Genomic DNA, 19,239 nt, shown 5'->3' on the forward strand with positions numbered 1-19,239 from the left:
AAATAGGTTGTGGTTAAATGGGAAGAGTCACTTTTGAAGTAGTAAATGTAACAAAAGAAATAAAGGGGCAGTCTATTCTAAAGAGCATATCTTTCAATTGTGTCGAAAATACAGCAACGGCAATCCTTGGACATAATGGTTCAGGGAAAAGCACACTTTTGAAAATTTTAGCAGGAATTTATGAGCCAACAAGTGGAAGTGTTGTCAGGAATACTAGAAAGATTGCTTATGTCCCGGAACATTTTCCTGAAAATTTGCGTTTTAAACTAAAGGAATATTTACAATTGATGGCATCATTTCAGGGATTCACTAAAGAAGATGTTGAAATTCAACTTTCACAGTATTTTCGTACATTTGGTATTGAGCAATTTGTCAACACTCCACTCAAACAATGCTCAAAAGGAACAAAGCAGAAGGTGGGTCTTATACAAGCCTTGTTATCTAAACCAGAAGTGTTGCTATTGGACGAGCCTCTTACTGGATTGGATACTGCTTCCCAACACGAACTAATAAATCTCTTAGAAAAATTAAAAAGGCAAGCAACCATTATTTTTACCACACATGAATACATAATGATTGAAGCACTGGCTGATCAAGTATTGGAATTGGAATCTGGAGAGGTTACATTTCAAAATGAACCTATAAAGGTAGAGCGGTTGATTAAAACAACCTTCAAGGATCAAGAGATATTTAGTGGACTAGATTTGGTTTCCATAGAATATGAGAGTAATTCCGCCTTGATTACGGTTGAGGCTCCTAAAAGTGATGAATTATTAATGTACCTTTTGAAAAATAATTGTTCGATTTTGGAAATAAAAGAAAAGAGGTAAGTATGACAGGGTTTATTCGCTATCAATTCATCAGCTATGTTCGATCGCTAAAAATCATTCCGCCTCTAACGGTGTTTGGTGCATGGGTATTTATTTTGTATGCCTACAAAGGAGTCCCCATCTTAAGCAGTTATGCGGTTACAAGTATCGCAATCTATTTAATTATGACCTGGGTAGCGATGAGTGTATTTTCTATCGAGGAAGAGAGTGAGAAACATATTTTATTTGTTCAACTAGGAAGTAAGCAACGATTTTTATGGGGGAAATGGTTTATATGTTTAATGATTGCATTGCTTTTGGAGGCATTGGCAATCTCCTATCCAGTGCTAATGAATAATTTTAAAGGGGTAATCAAGCCGGTTCATTATGGTCTTGCTATCTACAGTCATTTCTTTTTAGCGTTATTTGGAATTATAGTTGGCACTTTTTTTTCGATTACTTCATATGCATCAAAAAAATATGCCTGGTTGTCTGCGGTGTTTGTTATTGTTGTTTCTTTGGCTTATGAAGCATTAATATCAAAACTGGTTTTATTAAAATGGGTGCTAATGATCTTTCCGCCAGCGGTAAATGTGATAAAATATTTGAGTAACGGTGATGTAGTAGATATTAAACTGGATTTTTGGCTTTATGCCTCGTGGTCAATTGTATACATTTTGATTGCTGTTCTTGTGATCATCAAGATGTTTTTAAAAAAGGAAAGCTAAAAATACTATTGACATTCCTAGTTTTTTCACTATAATAAGATTTGTAACTTAATAAGAGATCTGTTAGCTCAGTTGGGAGAGCGCAACCTTGACAGGGTTGAGGTCGGGGGTTCGAACCCCTCACAGGTCATCGCTTGTAGACGTATCAAGGGTTTCGCAAGGATTTTGCAAACTTAGTAAGAAAGTGGTCGGTGCTAGACCCTTTTCTTACAATTAAGACCACTAACCTTCTTAAAAAATTGAGAAGGAAGTGGTCTTTTTTATGTTGTTGAAATTTGCTATCCAAGATTTTAAAGATGATAGGGAGTTCAAGAACCTATCCGAACAAACAATTAAAACGTATATGATTCAACTAAATGAGTTTCAAGCCTACTGTTCAGAAAAGGAAATCCTTAATGTAGAAGATATAACGGCAAATACCATGAAATTATATTTCCTGTATTGTATGAAATCAAAAATGAATAATCCCGTTACCGTCAATACAAAGATAAAAAATTTAAAAGCATTTTTCAATTACATGGTTGAAGCGGATGTGATTAATGAGAAAAGAAATCCAATGTCTAAGATTGAGAAGGCTAAGACAGACACTAAAATAGAAGTATTTAGCGATAATCATATCAGACAAATGTTGAACTACTATAGAAGGTTAAAGAATAGAGAACACTCGTTTCATGCATATAGGGATTATACAATAATATTAACCTTACTTGGGAGTGGAATGCGTTTAGGTGAGTTATGTAATCTTAAATGGAAAGAGGTAGACCTAGTAACGGGAACGATTATTGTGTTCGGTAAAAATCGTACCCAAGCAAGTATTCCTATTACTGATAAGTTGGTAAAAGAACTTGCAGAATATAAGATTTTTTGTCAACAATACTTTTCAGAACCCTCTGAACAGGTATTTATTAATAAAGAAAACAAGCCTATGACGGCCAATGAAGTGAAAAATGTCTTTAAGCGACTAAAAACAATAATGAACTTTAAAGATGTTAGGTTATCAGCACACACGTTCAGACATACCTTTGCACATAGGTTTTTGATGAATGGAGGAGATGTATTTACACTCAAACAAATGTTACGTCACAGTAGCTTGAAAATGACTGAAAAATATTTGGCTATTTGGGGAACTGCACTAAGAGACCAAAATGAAAAGTACAATCCTTTAAGTACTTTAGATGTATAGAGCGGCTAATACAAAAAAAGAAATCTCAGGTGGTTATAAAGTATAATAGAACTATTTTCTACTTAAAAAAATCCGTCAAATACATTATAATAATTACATGTTTCGACAATGAAAGGAAGCTATACTTTATGATAGATGTAATAGAATTATTTGCTGGGGTTGGTGGTTTTAGAAACGGTTTAGAAAGAAATGGTGGTTTTAATGTAGTTTGGGGTAACCAATGGGAACCTTCAACAAAAGTACAACACGCTTTTGATTGCTATGCTGAAAGATTTAAAGGTAAAGGGATTCATTCAAATGAAGATATCGCTAAAGCAAAATATAATGTCCCACAACACGATTTATTAGTTGGTGGGTTCCCTTGTCAGGATTATTCAGTTGCACGTTCTTTAGCTGGAGAAAAGGGGATACAAGGTAAAAAAGGTGTCTTGTTTTGGGAAATAATAGATATTGTAAATATAAGAAAACCAACATTTGTGCTTTTAGAAAATGTTGATAGACTTTTGAAATCCCCAGCCAAGCAACGTGGACGAGACTTTGCGATAATGTTGGCTGCCTTTAGAGATGCTGGCTATTTTGTGGAGTGGAGAGTCATTAATGCAGCTGACTACGGCTTTGCACAAAAACGGAGAAGAGTATTCATCTTCGCATATAGAGATAATACATCCCTAGCTAAAAAAATTAAAGAATTTTCATTTCAGGAAGTAATTCATGAAAAAGGATTTTTTGCATCAGAGTTCCCAATTAAAGGTACATCCGTAAAACATCCAGCTTCTCAGGATGAATTACCACGGGATATTGTTGAAGTTTCAGATATTTTTAAAGAAACATTTAGAAATTCTGGTATTATGAGAAATGGGATTTTCTATACCGAAGAAGTTGTACCTGATACGGTACCAGCAAAAACGCTTAGTCAAATTTTGGAAGAAGCCAAAAAACATCAAACTCTTACAGAAATAGAAAAATGTTATTTAAATGAGGATGAAGTTGGAAAAAACGGCAAGTCAACACTTGAAATGTTTGAGTATATGAAGGGTGGAAAAAAGGTAGAACGAGTTGCTGAAAATGGACATGTTTATACCTATTCCGAAGGTAGCATGAATTTCCCCGACGACTTAAAAAGTCCAGCTAGGACAATGTTAACTAGTGAAGGAACGAAAAATAGAAGTACACATGTTGTGAGAGACCCTGACAGTGGGAGATTAAGAGTTTTAACCCCTGTTGAATGTGAGCTTCTTAATGATTTTCCTCCAAATTGGACTGAAGGAATGCCTGACAAAGCAAGATATTTCTGTATGGGAAATGCATTAGTTGTTGGGTTAATTGAAAAAATGGGGAAGAAAATTAAGGAGCTATATGCTGATGAAGTTACTTCAATTGAAAGAAAATACTATACAATAGTTAGGGAATTAGAAAAAGAGAATGCTTATTTATTAAGCCGTGTTGAGAAATTTGAAGAAAAACAAAAATATTCTGAAGTAGAAAATCTACCAGTTTCATCAAAAGTGGAGAAGGCAAAAAGAAGCGGTAGTACAATAATTAAAGCAAGGAATTTAAACATAAAAAAGTCTAATAAATCAACGAAAAAAAGAAGGAGAAGTATAATATCTGCATCAATATCTTTAAACAGGAGTAAGAACAACAGGTATAAACGTAAAACATATACTAAAAATAAACTTTTATACAGTAATCAAATCTCTACATTAATGAAATCTCTACATTAATGTAGGGATTTTTTTGTTTACGTAAAATTGAAGACAAAACTTTTGAATTTGTAAAAAAATAACTATAATTATGTTGAAGAGCATAACTATTTTGGAGTGGATATTAAGTGAGAAAAAAACCAATTAGAGCCCAGTTTATGAACATTGATGAAGCTGAAGAATGGGTTGAACGAATTAATGGTAATTTAATAATTACTGAAGAAAATCAGATTTTTTTTCGACACGCAGACCTTTACTTAGCTAACTTTGAAGAAATGAAATACGACCTTGTTAGGACTCTTGAAATGCAATTACATGGATTAAAACTTTTTACAGAAAAGAAAAAGGATTTTTTTGCTAGACGATTAGCTGCTGACAGTTTAAATACTGCATTAAAACGTAACTTAAGATTACATATGCCCAATTTGAAATTCGAAGTTGAATTTAAAGAAGGGGTTTTTTATGATTCCCCTAAAATCGGTGGTTTTGATTTTGGACTTTTTGATGACTTGTATAATTTAATAAATTTTAGAAATTACTGTTTTGGCAGAAGGAGAATTCATGATGGTAAAAAAATATGGCAAAAGGAAATAACTAAAAGAGAAGATTGGACTGAATTAGCCGACGCATATGATTTAGAATCATTTGAAAAAGGTGTAGATATCTCATATAACAAAAGAGTTCCCACTATTATGGGAGAAGTTCAATTTGGAAATTGGGGATTAGTCTATTATGACCTTCTAAAGACAATTCAGATTGAACAAACTTTTGAGATTGATTTATTCGTTTATATTACCGCTGCAGGTAACCTTTCAAAATACATAAGTGCTGGTACTGTTAATTTTGATAGAACCAAAGATGCATTAGAAGAGTTTAAGAACATACTCAAGTTTCCGATTTGGGTTATTGGAGTTGATTTTGAGTAAATGGACAAGTGTTGGGATTGATAATGAATAAAATTAACCATGTGTTGATTTAAAAAAGGAAATTCTGTTTCATAAAGTTTGCCTAAAAAAAGATTTACAGTTGATAAAAAGAAGGTATCCCCTAAAAATTAGACTACTTCCTAAAAAAGGAGGTAGTCATATTTGTGTTTTTGAAAAATTGCTATTCAAGTTTTTTGGGCTGACATCCGTTTTAAAAACACCTCAAGACGTACGGGTATCTACTTATACATTCCGCCACACATTTTGCTATCGACTTGGTATGTCTTGCATGTGTGCATCTGTAATTTAAAAGCTTAAGCGAAATAAATCAAATAACGTAATTATGCGATTGAAGCAATGTGGGGAAATGAATTAAATGGAACAATACACAAGTATAATCAACTCAATTCATTGATGTGTAATGTGGAAATAGGGAGCAGTCAATATAGCTGCTCTTTTTTCTATGAAAAGAACAGTTGTGGTAACAAATGAATTAAATTGTTGAAAAGGAAAAATTTTATGTTGAGATAATATTTCAATTGTTTTGTTTAATATTATTTCTACTCTGCTATAAGGTATTAGAGTTATTAATTTTGAAAAAAATCAGCTATTGCAATAATTTTGCTTTATGTAAATATATGGTAATTTCGTGTGAAAGGTATTATACTTGAGATGTTAGTACACAGGGAGGGATTCAATGGAGAGGTGATTTTTTTTATTTGTTTAAAAGCTTGTTCTAAAAAAAGGTTTTATCTATTGAGTTGGGTAATGTATAGGATTGTTTTTGATATTAATGGATAAAAGAGGGAGAATTTTTTATTTTGGATTAACTGGAGGATGGAAAAATGAAGAGAATCGATGTTTTACTAAAAATTTTTAAAATTGAATTCGATATTAAGTATACTTTAGAGCTAATTTATGATGGGGGGATTAAAGACATTTATGAAATTTTTAATTTGAATTTTGTAGATGCTGCATATGTTTTATTAAATTATGAGGTATTTGAAAATGACTTATTTTATAATGTGAATGATATGTTTAGTGTGAAATGGCGTCTAGACAATTTTGTAAGAATTTGTTTAATGGAACAGCCAAGTTTGATTGAGGAAATGAATAAAGAAGAAATAGTAAATACTGTTATTGAATTAGCAAAAATAGAACGTAATATCTCGAAAATTAATGATTATTGGAGAAAAAAAGGGGTAATATTTGATTTTCTTAACGAAAACATAACAAGGGAATTAATTGATGAAATATTGGGATATAAACTAGGAGATGTGTTATTTGATTTTTTAAGTGGTAGTTTACAAGAGGGTGATTTAAGAAAATATATAATCGATATATACCAACAAGAATTTTAATCACCCATTAGAAAGCTGAGAAGAGGAATCAAATGAAGAAGGTAGAGAATTACTAAGGGAAAAAAGACAAGAAAAAATATTAACTTTAGAAATGACTGCTAAGGCAGTAGGAGTTTCAATTAATTATATATCTAAACTTGAAAAGGAGGAAAATTCCAATCCTTCTGATGATATTATTATAAACCTTGCTAACATTCTTGGAATAGATGAAGATAGTCTTTTTAACTTTTTTGGAAAAATTCCTTTATCTACAAGAAGAGTACTAGAGAAGTATCCAGCTCTTTCTAAATTTATTTCTATGTTAAGTTATAAAGAAATAGGCTATGAGAAAATAGATGGATTTTTGAATGAAATGATTTCTCAATTAAAATTGTTATATGAAGATTAATGATTCTAAAAGGAAGATGTGACTAAAAAATAAAGGTGAATTGAGATGAATCTTCTATTTAAAATACATATGTTGCTTGTTGCAGGTACAGTAGGATGCACTATATCTACTATAATATCAATTTTTTTTGGCATCAAACCTACACCAATTACCTACATTTTTCTTCCACTTTGTTGGGTTTTAATGATTAAAACAAATATTGCTTGGAAAATGCTTTGGGAAAAGTGGAAAAAAAAATGATGAGAAAATTCATAAATATAATAACTGGTAGATTTTTATTTCATTTAAAATGTTTGTCATTGTAATTGAAAAATATAATCCACCTATTTCATTTAATGTATAAGGTAGAAAAATGGGAGCAGTCTTATGGCTGTTCTCTTTTGTTTTTTAAGAAGTGGGTGCATTAATCTACCTTTTTGCTTTTCCTATGTAAGAGAAGCTTGCAGCAATTCTCTTTATTAATACTAAGATTCAGAATAATTTTATAAAAATATGAGGTATAAATTATTATAAAACTTGTTAAGAAGTTGGAGTTAGTAGCAAGGGTAATATATCATCAGCATGTACAGGGAGCTACAGTTATGCAGGTGGATATAGATGGATGTTCAAAGAGGATTACGATAATCTCACAGAGGAAGATAAATTGAATCTTCTTAGAACAAAGGTTGAACTTTTACATCAGAAGAAAGAGGTTTATCAGTTAGATGAAAACCTCAATATAATTAACACCTTCGAATCCTCAGCAGAAGCAAGAAGGCAAACTGGCATAGTAAAAATAGGAGAAGTTTGTAACGGGAATCGAAGATTAGCAGGAGGATTTAAGTGGATGTTTAAAGATGAATATTTGGAAAATCTTAAGAACAATCGGTGATAATTAAAATGTATGCACCTTTTTATTAGTACCTAGCTTCACACCAATACTGTGAAAAAATCCAACTTCATAAGGATTTCGAGTGCTTTAAAGAAAATATCAAAAATAATTGAGAAAAAAGGTAGAAATACTATAAAAGCTATCTGAAAATTACAGGTAGCTTTTCCTTTTTTTGTTAGTCTTCTAAAAAGTATGATTTTCAAAAGGAATATAGTTGACTAAAGTTAACTTATTTGAATTAAAATAGGTTGACTTTTGGTAACCTAATGTTGTAAAATACAATTAATAAAAGGTACCTGTTTATTAAAATTAATTTATCCAAGATAAGGATGTGAAGATAATTATGTTTGGTGCTGAATATATCTTAAAGTTATTTAATAGTAATCCAAATCAAATAGCTGAAGATTTCCAAATCAGTAAGCAAAGTGTCTATAAGTGGATTAAAAAGGGGAAAATCCCTTCTGAAAGGGTAAAACAATTGTCTGAAAAATTTGGAATACCAGAAGAATATTTTTGTAAAAATTTAACCAAATCGGACGAACTGAAAATTCAAGCGATTAAACTTCGAAATGAAGATATTGGGCATGATATTGAATTTATTAATGAGGATGGGGAATTAGAGCATACTATATTATTCGAAAATGAACAGATTGCACTCTCACTAATAGATAAAAGTGAACACTTAGATTCAATAGAGAAGCTTTATTCGGGAATAAAACAGTTAATTAAACAAGATGATGATAATTTCATGTATGAAGGTGAACCTGAATATAAAAGCAATTTACAAATATTGAATAGTGTTACAGGTATTTTAAAATCAAGTACTTCAGATAAAAAAGATGTTTTGGGAATTCTAATTGGAATTTTTGATTTAGATACTATTCGCATGGATAATGATATGCTTTTAGAATTCTTCCCAAAAGAGGAAGTACTTAGGCATATTCCTTACTATAAGAGGGCATTTGCGAAAGATTTAATTCAATTGCTTTTAGACCATGGAATTATTAAAAACGTAATATTTAAGAACTACCTAGAAGAAAAATCATGAAAACCATCAATTGGTTGAGCGTGGTTTACATTCATTTATGTTTACGGGATGGAAGTGCTCTGGTCAACACCAACACGGTGTAGAAAAATCCCATACGAGAATGCTTAGGGAACATTCCTATATTTGGAAAATGTGGTTTCCCTTTTAATTTCCAGTACATTGGAGATAAAGAAAAAAACATTTATTGAAACTGTTTGTATTTTAAGTCTCAAATATTAAAACATAGAATCGTTATTTGAAAAAAGAATATTATTGTAAATCTAATATGAAAGGGGAGAAAAACATGCCTCAAAATAATACTAATGAGTCTCATATGCATGAATGAGCAGAAGGGAAAAATTATGAATAAATTTGAAGAACTGACTAAACTGTCCATGTTTAGCGGAGGAGAGTTTGGATGAAGGTAATACTTGATACAGTTGAGTATTCATCCAAGCCTAACGGAAGAGAAATCGGTTTGATTAATAACCGCATAATCCGATGCAATTCTGTTGAGATTGATGCAGCTAAGCTGGCAGAAGAGGTTACAAAAGGAATAACATTCATTCCTGCAACCTTTAAATCAATAGGCGGCAGCATCAAAAGGTCAAAGGTGAATTGGGAATCTCAACAAGTTATAGCTTTAGATTTTGATGAAGGGCTGACGTTGGACGGGGCAATCAATAATGTATTCTTTAAACAACATGCTGCGTTCCTCTACACAACGTTTAGACATAAGGAGAGTCATCATAAATTTCGAGTAGTTTTTGTATTGGACAAGCCTCTAACTCATTATAAAGATTTTGAAGTTATAATAGATAATTTGCTAAAACGATATCCACAAGCAGACCGAGCATGTAGAGATGGTAGCCGACTGTTCTTTGGTGGTAAAGAAGCTATTCCATTTGACTTCAATAATCGGTTAAAGGTATCCAGCTTCGCTGGCTTAAAAAGAACCCCTTTGCAGGACATAAAGGGTAATCTGGATATGTCCGTCACAAGGGTTCACACGAATCCTGAAGCTTCCCATAGCAACATATATGCTAATAATGTTGAGTTGATAAGTAATAGAAACATTAAGAAGCTTCAAGAACTGCTTCAAATAGAACCAGTAACATTATCAAATAATGAGGTACTTGATTATCTTAAGAAACAAGACTTAAGAGCCTTCTTGGGGATTAGAACGGAAGGAAATTTCATTAATATCTTTCATGACGAAGATAATCCTAGTACTTCAATCTATCAATCTCATAGAAACAATGGTCATTGGCTTTATAAGTGCCATTCATTAAGTAATCCATTCACTGGAACAATCCTCCATGTGGTACAGAGGCTATTAGAATGTTCCGTTGTAGAGTCAAAGAAATTCTTGATGGAACTTTACAAGGTAGAGATATTTGAGAGTGAAGCAGTCAAAGAATTTAAGGCATCTATAGATATTTATAAAGAGTTATTGAGGTCTGATGAACTAGAAGAAATTCATCCACATTTCTACAAGGTATTCAATAGGTATGGACATTTGCAAGACTTATATATGTTGTTAGACCTAACAAAAGAGTACATTACTAATGATTCAGACCCAAGAATTGTGTTCTATCACAGCATAAGAACTTTAGCAGAACAATTTGGTAGGAGTCCAAGTGCTACAGGAACAAGAATGAATTTCCTCACACTCTTTCGGGTCACTAGGAAGCTAGATGAATTGGAAATCCCTGAGTCATTGCTGTTAACTCAGAAAAAGCATAAAAGAGCGAATCATTTTCAGTATAGAAGTAGTACCTATGAGTTGCCTATGTACACTTATGAGTTCTTCTGTCAAATCGATGAAATGTGTAGGGTTTGGTTAGAAAAAGGTTGTACAGGTAGGACTATATCATATGAAGGAATTATGAGAACTTTTGGAAGGGAAGAAGCAGACAGAGTCTTCCCGCAGGATATAGGACAGGAAATTGAGAAGATGAATGAGGAAATAGTGTCGAGTATACAGTTTAATACACTTAAATTAGTGCAAAGTAAAGGGTGGACAACTGAGAAAGAAGTATTAGATACGGTGAAGTTATACTTCAAGGGGCAGCAAGAATTCAAAAATAAACAGTTCAAACGTTGCATTGCTGAAATGGTGGATGCTTATGACTTGGAGATAATCCCATCTAATAAAAAGTTAAAAGAAGAGATGGGCATAACAGAAGAATATTTGAGTAAGTCAAGCTTCCCAAAAATAATCAGAAAAAAACTTGTAAAGGGTTGCCGCCCGATACAAGTCCAAGAAAATATAAAACTAATTAGTTAATGACATTATATAGTATAAACAGGTCAAAGTCATCCCTTTATAATGATGACCCTACGATAAAGTATCATATAAAAAGAAAGAGGTAATTTAAATTGATGAAAAATTTAGAAATATTTGATAATAGAGAATTTGGTAAATTAGGAATTTTAGATGTTAATGGTAAGTTAATGTTCCCTGCGAAAAGATGTGCCGAGTTGTTAGGATATAAAGATGTTAATAAAGCAGTAAAACAACATTGTAAAGAAGAGGGGTGGGCGTTTCACCCAGTCCCTACTAATGGTGGAAATCAAAATATGAAATTTATTACAGAGGGAAATCTCTATCGTCTTATTATTAAATCAAAATTACCACAAGCAGAACAGTTTGAAAGGTGGGTGTTTGAAGAAGTTATTCCTCAAATAAGACAAACAGGTGGCTATATTCCTGTAAAAGAAGAAGAATCTGAAGAAGAAATATTGGCTAAAGCATCATTAGTTGTTCAAAAGACGTTGGATAAAAAAGACGAAATTATCAAATTACAACAGAAAAAAATCAAAGAGCAGGAGGTTATTGTTCAATCATACAACAGAATGATTGCATCTGATGGACTATTCAGTATGAAAGAAGTTGCTCAGTTACTAGACTTTGAGATTGGTAGAAATAAATTATTTGCATTTCTAAGAGAAAAGAATGTCTTAGATAATCACAACTTGCCATATGAAGAACATCGAAAAACAGGGAGATTTAAGGTTAAATTGTTTGAAATAGATGGAATAACGGTTACTACAACATTGGTTACATTAAAAGGTATCGATTATATCAATAAATTGATAATGAAAAATGGAATGTACACCCCTTGTAAGGAAGTTAGCTAAAGGAAGTATCAGAAGAATAAGGAGAGTTTCTCAATTGAGGCTCTCCTTTTTTGTTTATTGGAGAGGAGGAATGGACATAGAGTCGAACAATACATCGTGACTCAACTGTTAATAAAACTCGTCTTTTATTGTTATATAGCTTTCTGCTAAAAGTGTTTTTATTATTACTAGATATTGTCTTATCTAGTCTAGTAAAAAACTACCCAAACGGGGTAGCACGGCTTTAACTTGAATTTAAGAGTTAGTACTTATGTCTGTTTCTTCTGTTAGACCTACCCATTGTTGACCAAGGCTCATTCTAAAATCAGAACTATCCCCCATAACTTCAAATACTGGGTGTCGATATTCTAAAAAATTGGTATCCTTGTTAATAAATTTTTCCTCATTAGATGTAAGTGAATTAGCCTGTAACTTCACAAAAGGAAGTAAGTCCATGTACATTACTTCAATTTCAACTTTATCATTTGGTGGGAGATAATCAAAATTAGAAGTTCTATGAACTGTTTTGTATTCTACCAACTTTTTACTATCTATGTCGATAAGCTTACTTTCTTTTTCTAATTTAACATCGTGTTTATATAAAATAATAGTATACTTAAATTCAATATTTGTCGCAGGGGATTTACCGTTATTCACCAAATTTATCATCAATTTCTTATTTGCTGAATCCGAAACAAAACCTATTTCTCTAAACTCACAACTTAAGCCAATATCGTTGTTTACTTCTTTATCGTATGAACTCCCTGAGTCTATGGCTTCTCCCTTCACAAAAAGTTTCGGTCCTAGTTCCCCCTTTACCATTTTACCTGTATAGAAAGTATAACGAGCAGTAACCAAGGCTGTTACTAGAGATGCAATAGCTGCTAAAGCTGTCCAAAATGTAGCATCAAACATATTAATAATTCCTCCCATTCTTGAACTAATCTTTAAGATTACATGTTTAAGTGATTTTACCATGTTTTTAATAACAACTGTTGTAAATAGTATAAATATAGTTCAATTATGAGAGCAACCACAAAATTAATAATGCAACGGTGTATTAGAGGTAAGAATGCCTAAATTAACCCAAAACAATAAAAGAAAGTTTAATGTTGAATTCCATTAAAGGTGATTTGATTATTACCTGTAATGTAACAGGGGGAGTCTTTAACTTGAGTCTCTCCTTTTTCATTTTTTGGAATTAATTGAACATGGGGAAGGAACTCATAGAATAGCAGCACAATGATTAATAGAACTGTGATTTTATCAATAAACTTGATTTTCTATTCAAAATAATAGGCTATCTTTTAATCTAACAGTTAAATGATGTAAGATAACAAGTATAGAGTAAAAAGAGAGGCAGAAGAAAATTTGGAGGAAGGAAAATTGAGAAATATTGTATGGTTAAATAAGATATGAACGAGAAGGAACTAATCTTGATTTTAAAAGAGACCAATATCATAAAGAAAAATACCTTTAAAGTAATGGATTTGGATGTTTTTGTTAGAGGGAGTGAATACCATAAGTATTTTAAGTATAAGATTTAAAAACGTAAAGAGTTTAGGTAATACTTATATTGATTTAAGAAATATAAATATTTTAATTGGGAGAAATGGCGTAGGAAAAACGAATATTCAAAAATATCTATACTATTTTTATGAGAATCTAATAGAAAATAAGTTAGACACAGATATATTTGACAAGGAAAATCCTTACAATAATTATGCAGAAATAAGTATAAAGTTTGATTTGAAAGACTTTTTAGAAATCGGTAAGAGTCAGCCAGAAAATGAGTTTTTTGATAAGATTAGAAAACTTCAAGAAAGAGATTCCACTTTGAACTTAACCTTTAAACAGTATAAAAATAATACTGTATCTTGGAGTCATGATTACCAAGAAAGAAAGTTAATAAAGTATTTATTTCCTATTTATTATTTAGATGTAAGAAATATTGATTTATACGATTGGGATAATGTCTGGAATATAATTGGTGATTTAGGTCAAAGAAGGAGTGAAAAAGAGGGAGAATTCTCAAAGGAATTAGAAAAAATTTTAAAGGATATCTATGGAGTAAAGTATTTTGAATATCTTGTTGAATTGAAATCTGAAATTGAGGGGTTAGAATATAATGTACAGCCTTTTAATAACAGTGATAAATTCAAACAAATTTACAAGTTAAATTTTGGAGGGGAGAAATTTAAATTTAAGAAAAATAATCTAGATTTTTACTCTAAAGGTTATAATTCTTATAATTATTTAAGGATATTCTATACAATTTTAGATAAACTGCATAAAAGTAAGGTGAAAAATCCTATTGTCATTATAGATGAACCAGAAATCGGATTGCACCCAACTTTAATTGATGACCTTTATAAGTTTATATATTCACAAAATGAACTAATACAAACTATAATTGCTACACATTCACCAAGGATTGTTAAAAATGCATTGGTATTTGGTGGTGTGAATATATTCCAGATATATGAGAGAAAACTCAAAACTAATGTTAAAAAAATTAAAAACCTAGAAAATAAAAAAAGTGATAAAGTTATTAGTGATAAAGAAGCTAGTTATTTTTTTTCAAATGGAATATTATTTGTCGAAGGTGTTACTGAATATGAGATATTTAATAACCCTACTTTAAAGGAATTTTATCCAGTATTATCTGAGATTGAAATCTTTACATATAATTCTAATAATATATCTTTAGATGTTTCTCACCCATTCCAACGTAATTTAGATATTCCATATCTACTTTTGCTAGATATGGATAAAATAGTGAAATATGATAATGAAACGAAAAAATTTTCTATATCTGGAGATAACTATAACCCGTTAAAAAACCAAGAAATAATAAGACATGAAAAATATGGATATGGAATAAGAAGAAAATTGTTAAATTGGAGGAAAAGGATTGTAGGTATTTCAAAGAAAGCTGAATTTAATTATAACGTAGACTATTTAATATTTGGAGACGAACTATTTTATACTTTCCGAAGACTTATAAAAGCTTATTGTAAATATTATAATGTCTATCCCGTTCATACAACAATTGAAGGTACCATAGTAAATAAGTCAAGCTATGAATATTTCTATGATTGGTTAATGGATGCTAACACAAGGTATTCTGATAAGGATAATTTAGAAATTGCGTATAATAAAAATGAAAATGTATCATATAAATTAAATATTTTAAAGACAGTAATTGAAGGAAACCTAGAACCGCTATTTAAATTAAGTGAAAATAATATGTCAAAATGTACTATCTCGGAAATAAAAGAAGGATATGAGATTGCTTATAAGTTAAAAAAGTTAAAAAAAGGGTCAGGGTGGATTTCAGAGTTTTTCAATTATATTTTTGATAGATTTGAAGCAGAAAATCAAAAATCAAAATTTAATAGTCTTTTTCCAGAATTAGCTGATATAATAAAAAAGTTAGAAGTAATAATGAAGTAAGTAGTAAAGAAGTTATAATTACATATAATTTCTCCTTGTTGCATTCGTCTAGAGCCTGACAAACTTTAGATGATAATATAAAAGCCAAGGGATTAAAGTTGCTTTTTGCTGCAGCGTATTCTCGCTGTCACTTTGCTGCAGCTGCATCGCTTTCAGGAAGTACTTACTTCATTATTATTAAGGGGGAGATTCTATCAAAACACCTGTTTATAGCAAGGATTATTTCCAAGGGAAAATATTGGGAATGGATATTTTTGATGAGGTTCCCTCGATAGAAGATATCAATAAATACTATGATACATTTAATATTCAAGTTAACAAAAAGCAAAGAACAATTAATGCAGTAAAGCAAGGTAGTTTGTTACGTAAATTACAAGAAAAGCTTCTGGAAAATTTTTTAGAGAATATACCATTGTCAGACTGCGTTTGTGGGTTTGTAAAAAGGAAAAACTACTTGGATTTCCTAATCCCCCATTGTGAAAAAAAATATTTCTTAAGAATTGATATAAAAGACTTTTTTAACTCGTTGAAAGATAATTTAGTTCGGGATACTTTGTCAGAATATATTGATATTAAAATTCCTGACGAAAAGGAAAATGTTATTGATGAAATTATTACCATAACTACACTAAATGGTAGTCTCCCTCAAGGTGCGATTACTTCTCCACAACTATCAAATATACTCATGAGAAGAATAGACATTAGAATTAGAAAGTATTGTGAAAAGTTTAAAGTAGAATATACAAGATATGCTGATGATATGTTGTTTTCTTCGGATAATCCTGAGATAACTAAGTCCTTTTTTATAGGTAAATTAAAAGAAATATTGAAGGATATAAATTTAAAAATAAATTCAAAAAAGGTAATTAAAACTAAAGACAAGATTATCTTGAATGGATATGTTGTATCAAATAATATCTCATTAACAAGAAAAAAACTGAAAAAATTGAATACACTTCTTTATGCTTTTGAATATAGTGGCTCAATTAAAAAGTATCCTCAAACATTCTCAGAGTATATTAAGAGGTTAAAAACAGTTAATTCTAGCCTTATAGATTTGTCCGAGGGTGATGAACGGTCTAAGGTTCAAATAATAAATTACCTTGCTGGATACAGAGCCTTTCTATTGTCTTTTAATGCATTATCAATGAAAGATTATACCTGTGATTTTTCTAATAGAATAAAAAGAACAGAAATAATTTTGGAAAAACTATCAGATATCAAATAACAATTAGTGGATTTTTTACAAATATAAGAAGAGCAGATTATCTGCTCTTCTTATATTTTATCTAGTAGAAATCTTTATATGTCTGATAAAGCTGAATTAGAGTAGATAGGCATTACTTAATTAACTTAACTTGGTAGTCGGTATCATAATCTACACTTTTGCTGGTCCGAGAACACTTGTTATCATACTTGTAAACTTCCTCGAACCAAATTAATCACTCCTTAAAAAGTCTTACCATAGCACCTTCAATAACATATAGACTATTATCTCTTTTGATAACATCTTTATAATTAACGTAAACTGTATAATCATCAGAATCCTTTGAGTTAGAGGTATGTATTCTAAATTCCTCACGTTTGTCAGCTTTTCTTTTATTTGCCTCGTTTGTATAGTAAACCTTGTATGTCATTGATAAAATCACCTCGTATAGTTAATAATATATGTGCTTTATTTATTCTATGATATGTTAATACTTATGAGTGCAACAGTAAATTCTGATTTATAATGAACATTAATTTCTAAAAAAACCATTGTTTGACAATTTGGTTGTATTTTTTTCCTTTGAAGAATCCATCACCCCTTCCACCTTTTAACAATACATCATGAAAGTCAGTAATGCATAAAAAGTCAAAAAAAATCATAAAAAGTTCAAACTCAGCGATAAACAGGAGTCAATATTCATGAGTCTAGCAACCCGTTATAGCATGCGAACAGAGTTGTTGATGAACAGTTTCTTCTCCCTTTCTCCTTTATATTCGAAACCACGCACATCCACAATCAAGCATTCGATAAATTTCCGACACGACTCAAATTATAGGCATGATAAAGATAGATTAATGAGTAAATGTGTTAAGAAACCACTGATATTGTTCGAGTGTGATATCCGATGGAAGATTCTCCATTTAACTAAATTTTATTAGACAGAGGAGTAGCAAATTTGTTATTCATTTGCTTTGTTTTTACATGGTATAATATTACTATATATTTAAAATTAGGATGGGACGTTTGAAGGTAGCTTTGGTAATTATGTGAAAATAAAAGGCTCTATTAATAAATGAAAAGAAATGCAGATTATGTGGTGTAGCAGATGAAAGATTCCTTATTGCTAGCCATATAAAGCCATGTTGTCAATCTAATCATGATGCTTTATTTGATAAAGGGTTTATTAGTTTTGATGAAGATGGAACAATTTTGATATCTGATAGCTTGGATGACCTACAAGACTATTTCTAAATATCAAAAAAAACTATGAAAATAGCTTTGAATGAATTTCACCAGCAATATATGAAATGGTACAGAGTAAATCAATTTAATCATTAATTCCGAGAAGACATTAAGTAAGGAGAATCTGATGACTAGTTACCTAATACCATACTTAGACCCGAAGAAAAATAATGGAGAAGAAGACCCTTTATTTTCAGAATATACATATGGAGATAAAGGAAACAGAGGTTATATTTTAAAGAATAAAGTTAGAAAGGGAGATTTTCTGTTTTTTCATACAAGTATTAGAAATAAACGTTTTATCACGGCTTTTTATGAAGTAGAAGAAGTCATTGATATCCAAAAGGCAAGAACTGATACTACAATTAAAATGAAATATCGAAATCCTCATTTACTTAGCACAAATAATAATGCAAATGAAGTTATAGTGTTTGGAAATCCAGTTAAATCAGTAGTTTTTTATACTCCTTTGGAAATTAATAAAGAATTATTGCTGGAATTATCTATTCCATTTAGTCCCTCTCCAAACCAAACAGAATTGGCTGCGCTTTCATCGAAATTTAGGAATTGGTTTAAGTTAACCGATGCACAAATTAAATTGCTACAACAAAAAGTATTTACTTTGCAAAATCAGAGTTATCTAAAGAAAAAACAGCTTTCAAGTGATGAAATACGACAACTTAGCGAAGCAGATATTGAACAATTTCTGGTTGACAATCCTAGTGTCTTAGGTTCTGACCTTATTTATTTGGACAGGCAATATCAATTTAAAGATGGAAAAAGGTTAGATTTATTACTAAAAAATAGAAGAACAAATCAATTATTTATAGTTGAAATAAAAAAGGGTGATATAGGTCCAGAGGTCCTAAAACAAATTAAAGGATATTTAAAGAGGTATGAGGATGAGAAGAAAATCAAACACGTAAAAGGTATTATCGTATGTAAAGGGATTTTATCTCATTTTGAAGATGAAGTAATGAAGCAACTTGCTAAAGAAAAGGTGCAATTATTCCAATATGGTTGGATGTTCTCAATCCAAAAAGTTTAATGAAACAGAATCTAATAAAATTTTGATTTTATTATGTACTTGTTCAGTTAGTTTGATTAACACCGAAGGGTAATTACAGAATGAACAAAAAACACGGATGAGACGGCACGAATAGTGCATTTGGATATGCGTTAGATTACTCGTATGCTCTAGATTTATTTATT

The 19,239-nt window shown here is 30.8% G+C and carries 14 protein-coding genes, 1 tRNA gene and 2 pseudogenes; 15 read left to right on the forward strand and 2 right to left on the reverse strand.

The genetic code is table 11. The features are described from left to right. Positions 1 to 17 precede the first annotated feature (17 nt). The 12 genes and pseudogenes from QNH20_RS07755 to QNH20_RS07810 all read left to right on the forward strand — a co-directional run bounded on the left by QNH20_RS07755 (position 18) and on the right by QNH20_RS07810 (position 12,140). Complete coding sequence (locus QNH20_RS07755) at positions 18 to 830, forward strand: ABC transporter ATP-binding protein (protein ID WP_283922319.1); 813 nt, start codon at positions 18 to 20, stop codon at positions 828 to 830. Between the two features lie 2 nt (positions 831 to 832). Beyond that, on the forward strand, positions 833 to 1,537 hold the full coding sequence (locus QNH20_RS07760) for a hypothetical protein (RefSeq protein WP_283922320.1): 705 nt from the start codon (positions 833 to 835) through the stop codon (positions 1,535 to 1,537). Positions 1,538 to 1,594: 57 nt separating this feature from the next. Next, positions 1,595 to 1,667: transfer RNA gene (locus QNH20_RS07765), tRNA-Val, on the forward strand. A gap of 132 nt (positions 1,668 to 1,799) precedes the next feature. Further along, on the forward strand, positions 1,800 to 2,720 hold the full coding sequence (locus tag QNH20_RS07770; protein ID WP_283922321.1) for a tyrosine-type recombinase/integrase: 921 nt from the start codon (positions 1,800 to 1,802) through the stop codon (positions 2,718 to 2,720). A 128-nt stretch (positions 2,721 to 2,848) separates the two neighbouring features. Next, a pseudogene (dcm, locus tag QNH20_RS07775) lies at positions 2,849 to 4,087 on the forward strand (DNA (cytosine-5-)-methyltransferase); the annotation flags it as partial. A 464-nt stretch (positions 4,088 to 4,551) separates the two neighbouring features. Then, positions 4,552 to 5,349, forward strand: coding sequence for a BglII/BstYI family type II restriction endonuclease (locus QNH20_RS07780; RefSeq protein ID WP_283922322.1), 798 nt, complete (start codon positions 4,552 to 4,554; stop codon positions 5,347 to 5,349). Positions 5,350 to 6,194: 845 nt separating this feature from the next. Beyond that, positions 6,195 to 6,710, forward strand: a complete 516-nt coding sequence (locus QNH20_RS07785; RefSeq protein WP_283922323.1) for a hypothetical protein — start codon at positions 6,195 to 6,197, stop codon at positions 6,708 to 6,710. Between the two features lie 58 nt (positions 6,711 to 6,768). Further along, positions 6,769 to 7,098: pseudogene (locus QNH20_RS07790) on the forward strand (helix-turn-helix domain-containing protein); the annotation flags it as partial. A gap of 601 nt (positions 7,099 to 7,699) precedes the next feature. Beyond that, on the forward strand, positions 7,700 to 7,969 hold the full coding sequence (locus QNH20_RS07795) for a hypothetical protein (protein WP_283922324.1): 270 nt from the start codon (positions 7,700 to 7,702) through the stop codon (positions 7,967 to 7,969). A gap of 343 nt (positions 7,970 to 8,312) precedes the next feature. Beyond that, a complete protein-coding gene (locus tag QNH20_RS07800; protein ID WP_283922325.1) occupies positions 8,313 to 9,017 on the forward strand; it encodes a helix-turn-helix domain-containing protein in 705 nt (234 codons plus the stop codon). A 397-nt stretch (positions 9,018 to 9,414) separates the two neighbouring features. Next, entirely contained in the window at positions 9,415 to 11,286 is a 1,872-nt protein-coding gene (locus QNH20_RS07805; RefSeq protein WP_283922326.1) for a hypothetical protein, read from the forward strand. A 95-nt stretch (positions 11,287 to 11,381) separates the two neighbouring features. After that, positions 11,382 to 12,140, forward strand: a complete 759-nt coding sequence (locus tag QNH20_RS07810) for a phage antirepressor (protein WP_283923369.1) — start codon at positions 11,382 to 11,384, stop codon at positions 12,138 to 12,140. Positions 12,141 to 12,374: 234 nt separating this feature from the next. On the opposite strand, the gene QNH20_RS07815 is transcribed toward QNH20_RS07810, so the two are convergent. Continuing rightward, a complete protein-coding gene (locus tag QNH20_RS07815) occupies positions 12,375 to 13,034 on the reverse strand; it encodes a hypothetical protein (RefSeq protein ID WP_283922327.1) in 660 nt (219 codons plus the stop codon). A 585-nt stretch (positions 13,035 to 13,619) separates the two neighbouring features. Here QNH20_RS07815 and QNH20_RS07820 point away from each other — a divergent pair. After that, positions 13,620 to 15,575: a retron Eco8 family effector endonuclease gene (locus tag QNH20_RS07820; protein WP_283922328.1), complete on the forward strand. Its 1,956-nt coding sequence runs from the start codon at positions 13,620 to 13,622 to the stop codon at positions 15,573 to 15,575. 244 nt (positions 15,576 to 15,819) lie between these two features. Further along, positions 15,820 to 16,803 (forward strand): reverse transcriptase family protein, encoded by a 984-nt coding sequence (locus QNH20_RS07825; protein ID WP_283922329.1) that lies wholly within the window; start codon positions 15,820 to 15,822, stop codon positions 16,801 to 16,803. Positions 16,804 to 17,017: 214 nt separating this feature from the next. Here the strand turns inward: QNH20_RS07825 and QNH20_RS07830 are convergent, their stop codons facing one another. After that, positions 17,018 to 17,212 carry a hypothetical protein gene (locus tag QNH20_RS07830; protein WP_283922330.1) on the reverse strand — a complete coding sequence of 65 codons (195 nt, stop codon included), beginning with the start codon at positions 17,210 to 17,212 and terminating at the stop codon, positions 17,018 to 17,020. Positions 17,213 to 18,154: 942 nt separating this feature from the next. Between QNH20_RS07830 and QNH20_RS07835 the strand changes: the two genes are divergently transcribed. After that, positions 18,155 to 19,075, forward strand: coding sequence for an endonuclease NucS domain-containing protein (locus tag QNH20_RS07835; RefSeq protein ID WP_283922331.1), 921 nt, complete (start codon positions 18,155 to 18,157; stop codon positions 19,073 to 19,075). The last annotated feature ends 164 nt before the right edge of the window (positions 19,076 to 19,239 follow it).

This window comes from Neobacillus sp. WH10 (assembly GCF_030123405.1).
Lineage (GTDB): Bacteria > Bacillota > Bacilli > Bacillales > Cytobacillaceae > Neobacillus.